Below are 3,928 nucleotides of genomic sequence, written 5' to 3'. Positions count from 1 at the left end.
GACATGATATAATACCAATTACCAAAAGTAATGCTATACTTCAACAGTCAGATAGTTACCAAGATTCAAAGTCTGTTTTTGACAATTATGAGTCAGTTAGTATAGATTTTTCCTACTTTTAACCTCTGCAATACCATTGGAGAACCCAAAAGCATTATCAAACTCTGGCTCAATAATCATCTCATTAGAAGCATTAATATAGCCATACTTGTCATCAATCCTGACTTCTGCTAAACCTTCTGAAAAGTTGCCAGCAAAATCATATTGCGGTTGAATTATTCTGTTACCAGAAATATCTATATAACCATACTTGTCATCAATTTTTACTGCTGCTAACCCTTCAGAGAATTCTTGATTAAAAACAAACTGTGGTCTAATAATCTCTCTACCAGTTTTATCAATATATCCCCACCTATCCCCAATTTTGACCCTCGCTAAACCATTGATAAAATCTCCAGCAAAATCATATTTTGCCTCAATTACCACTTTTCCAGTCTGGTCTATGTACCCATATTCATAAGCACTACCAATTCTCACTGCCGCTAATCCATCAACAAAGAACCCGCGTCCCGTTTGTCCTCTATATTCTGGCTGAATCACTATTTTGCCAGTTGGATCGATATAACCCCACTTACCATCAATTGTAACTCGTGCCAGTCCTTCAGAAAAATAGACCGCCTCTTCAAACTGGGGTTGAATTACCATTTCTCCACTTTTATTAATGTAACCCCATCTCTGACCAATTTTTTTGACTGGTGCTAAAGATTGGGAAAAACGTACAACAGAATCAAATTCTGGCTTGATAGCTATTTCTCCTTGTTCATTAATATAGCCCCACCTTTCTGCAATTTTTACTGCTGCTAATCCTTCTGAAAAGTTTTTTACCCGCTCAAATCTTGGAGGGATAACTATTTTACCCATCTTGTTAATAAACCCATATTTTCCGTTTTGCTGAATCGGAAATAATTTTCTTACTTTTTTTTTGACAGGGGATGCTGTGGGGGTTGGTGGTGGGGGTTGGTCAATTAATTCCTGAATTTCTTTGACCGCGCTACAGGATGTTAACCCTAAAAGAGCTAGACTTATAAATAAATATAGAGAGCGTTTCATTTTGTACAATTTTCCTCCAATTTCTAGTTAATTCTTTAACTTGTATAACTAGATTCAATATTCTTAGGTTTTGGTCATTTATACCATGCCTCATATCTATTTGTACTATTTATTTGACTATCTTCCCGGGATATCTGCTTCGCATTTGAGTAGACGCTCAAGAATAGTAATCGCTGTTTTATCTGAAGCTTTGATAATTTTTTCTTCTACACCAATATTAATTAATTCCATTCCTAAACGGAGAAAATATGCTCGTTCTATTTGATTATTAATTTCTTGTTCGGTGATACTTCCTCCAGCATTTTCTATGTAAGATTTTTGCGGGTCGAAATTCAACATTTTGACTATTGATTTAACTACATATTGTTGCTCTGGTCGTGCTTTGGATAAAAGATTAATAATTGGTTGTTCCCAAATAAATTTAATATCGGCTTTACTTGCCTGATTTTGTAACCATACTTCTAAAGTTGAAACTGGCAAATCAATTGTTTTTTCGTCTACTTTCGCAAAGCTATGAGCTTCGATATAACTAATTTTTCCGTCTTGATTATAATCTGCTGAAGCTACTCTTTTTCCCATACGGCTATAACCACTTAATCCGGCAAAAAAACTGGAACTATAATCTTTATAATCTGATTCGTTTACTTCTGGAGTGCAGCCCACTGAAGGTAAAGTTTTGATAGTAGCAAAAAAACCACAACGGCTCTGAAGTGCTATAGGTCTATTAGGGTCGCCACCTTGATAAATAATATTCGCAAATGAGCCGGAAAAACATTGAGCCATCATTGTTACTACTGGAGTATTTTGTGGTAATTTATCTAGAGTTTGTGATAATTTATGAACTGTTAGAGGTCGGTCTTCCCAAAGCATTAGAGCATTATTATTATAATTGTTTGGGTTTTTGATGCCATGACCTGTAAAGTAAAAAAATATAGGGGGATGAGATGTTTCTCCAGAAGCTTTTTGAAACCAATTAAGGAGATTTTTTAATGTTGCTTTACCCTGAATATTCGGAATTTCTGGTACTTTAAATCGTTGTTTTCCTAATTCATCAATGTAGCGAATTGTGGCTTGCCCATCATTGCCATTAGCAAAAAATGTTGTAGCTGCTAATGGGTTATATCCGATTTTTTCTAGGGTTCGTTGAAAGTAAAGTACATTTTTTTCAATAGCAATTTCATTTTGCGCTGGAGTACCACCTCCTCCAAATACTAAAAATTTTGGTTGTTGTCGATTAATTTGACAATTATGAGTTTTTTGTTGGCTGATTTTTGTGGAATTATTATCTGCTTCTGCTACTTTTTGGCTACTTCCGACTGCTAGAAAAATTAATCCTAAAATTAGCTTTTTAATTGTAGATTTTTTGGGCATAATTATAATATCTTAGTCTAGATTTTTTCCTAATTTATTTTTTACACAATATTTCTAATAGCGACAATTAATCCCTGACAAACTCCTGTGAGAAAATCTAAATTTAAAGTGTTAATAGTATCACTTTTTTGATGATAATTAGGATTTCGCATATTGGCAGTATCGGTAATCATTATAGCGTTATATCCTCTATCCCAAAATGGGGCATGGTCACTGCGACGAGTATCAGGCACAATTAAACCTCGATTTGGTACTGGTAAAAGCTGACAATTCGTTCCTATTTTATTAAATTTTCTACTCATTTGACACATATCAATGATGGTCAATAAATTGCCAATTAATGCAATAAAATTACCCTGGTTTGGATAAAAATATTTTAATCCTGTAGGATAACTTTGGGAATTGGGAGTAGAGTCACAATAACCGAGCATTTCTAGGGATATCATTAGTCTAAGTTGCTGTTGTTTTTGTTTGAGTTTTTCGGCATAATGCTGACTACCTAATAATCCATATTCTTCCATATCAAAAGCAACTAAACTAACTGGATATTTTAAGGGTTGAGATGAAATTTCTCTGGCTAATTCTAGTAAAACTGCTACACCAGTTGCATTATCATCTGCTCCTGGTGTACCTGGTACTGCATCATAATGAGCGCCAATTAATATTGGTGCTAATTTCTGTTTTTTACTGTTATTAATAGAGGATAAATTTAACACTAAATTTTGATGGTTTTTGCCTCTTACCTGAAATTCATCAATTTCTACATTTCCCCACTGTGACAACTGCCGACCGATATATTGTCTGACATAAAAATGCCCTCCTGATGCTAGATATGGGTCGCGATCGCGTACTATTTCATTCAGATGATTTTGTAATCTTGCTTGTAAATTAAATTTCATAAGTACTTATTTAAAAGGGAGTAGGGAGTAGGGAGTAGGGAATAGGGAGTAGGGAGTAGAGGAAAATAATTGATAAATAAGAGAATAGGGAGAATAGTAGGGAGTAGGTAGTAGGGAATCAAATATACAATTAATTGTGCTTCACTACTTATTTTTATCTTTTACCGAAAAATTGTGGTAGCCTTCCCTTTTCAGGGGATAATAAAGAAAAATTTTCCTCTGAGTCTATCCTATCCATTTTAAAGAAGAGGTAATTGTTAATTATTCATTATTAATTATTCATTGTTGAACTTCTTCCTTCTTACTTTAGTTGTGAAATACCGATTAAAAATACTCCAAATACCATAATTGCAGCTCCTAAAAATCTTTCTTTGATGCCTTTTTCTTTGAGAATTATTTTCCCCAAAATCACACTAAATAATGCACTGGTTCTTTTCACATAAATTACAAAAGATAGAATTAGAGGCTTTTCATGATGATGCAACAAATATTGAGAAGTATTTAGAAGAAAATACCATAAATTTAGCGTTGATTCATTTTATGATGGC

General features: G+C 33.9%; 3 protein-coding genes. All 3 read right to left on the bottom strand.

From position 1 onward, the window contains the following. Positions 1–96: 96 nt before the first annotated feature. Positions 97–1,110: a WG repeat-containing protein gene (locus tag F6K13_RS22470; RefSeq protein ID WP_287288431.1), complete on the bottom strand. Its 1,014-nt coding sequence runs from the start codon at positions 1,108–1,110 to the stop codon at positions 97–99. A 117-nt stretch (positions 1,111–1,227) separates the two neighbouring features. Further along, entirely contained in the window at positions 1,228–2,481 is a 1,254-nt protein-coding gene (locus F6K13_RS22465) for a caspase family protein (protein WP_124147046.1), read from the bottom strand. Between the two features lie 41 nt (positions 2,482–2,522). Next, the gene (locus F6K13_RS22460) at positions 2,523–3,380 is read right to left on the bottom strand and encodes a M20/M25/M40 family metallo-hydrolase (protein ID WP_124147045.1); all 858 of its coding nucleotides are present in this window, start codon (positions 3,378–3,380) and stop codon (positions 2,523–2,525) included. Between the last annotated feature and the right edge of the window lie 548 nt (positions 3,381–3,928).

Origin of the sequence: Okeania sp. SIO2B9 (genome assembly GCF_010672505.1) — a bacterium.
Lineage (GTDB): Bacteria > Cyanobacteriota > Cyanobacteriia > Cyanobacteriales > Microcoleaceae > Okeania > Okeania hirsuta.
This window is presented reverse-complemented; position numbering and strand designations above follow the sequence as displayed.

Bases quoted from the DNA above. Each gene is read 5' to 3' on its own strand.
- F6K13_RS22470 (WP_287288431.1), bottom strand. From the start codon at position 1,110: ATGAAACGCTCTCTATATTTATTTATAAGTCTAGCTCTTTTAGGGTTA.
- F6K13_RS22460 (WP_124147045.1), bottom strand. From the start codon at position 3,380: ATGAAATTTAATTTACAAGCAAGATTACAAAATCATCTGAATGAAATA.
- F6K13_RS22465 (WP_124147046.1), bottom strand. From the start codon at position 2,481: ATGCCCAAAAAATCTACAATTAAAAAGCTAATTTTAGGATTAATTTTT.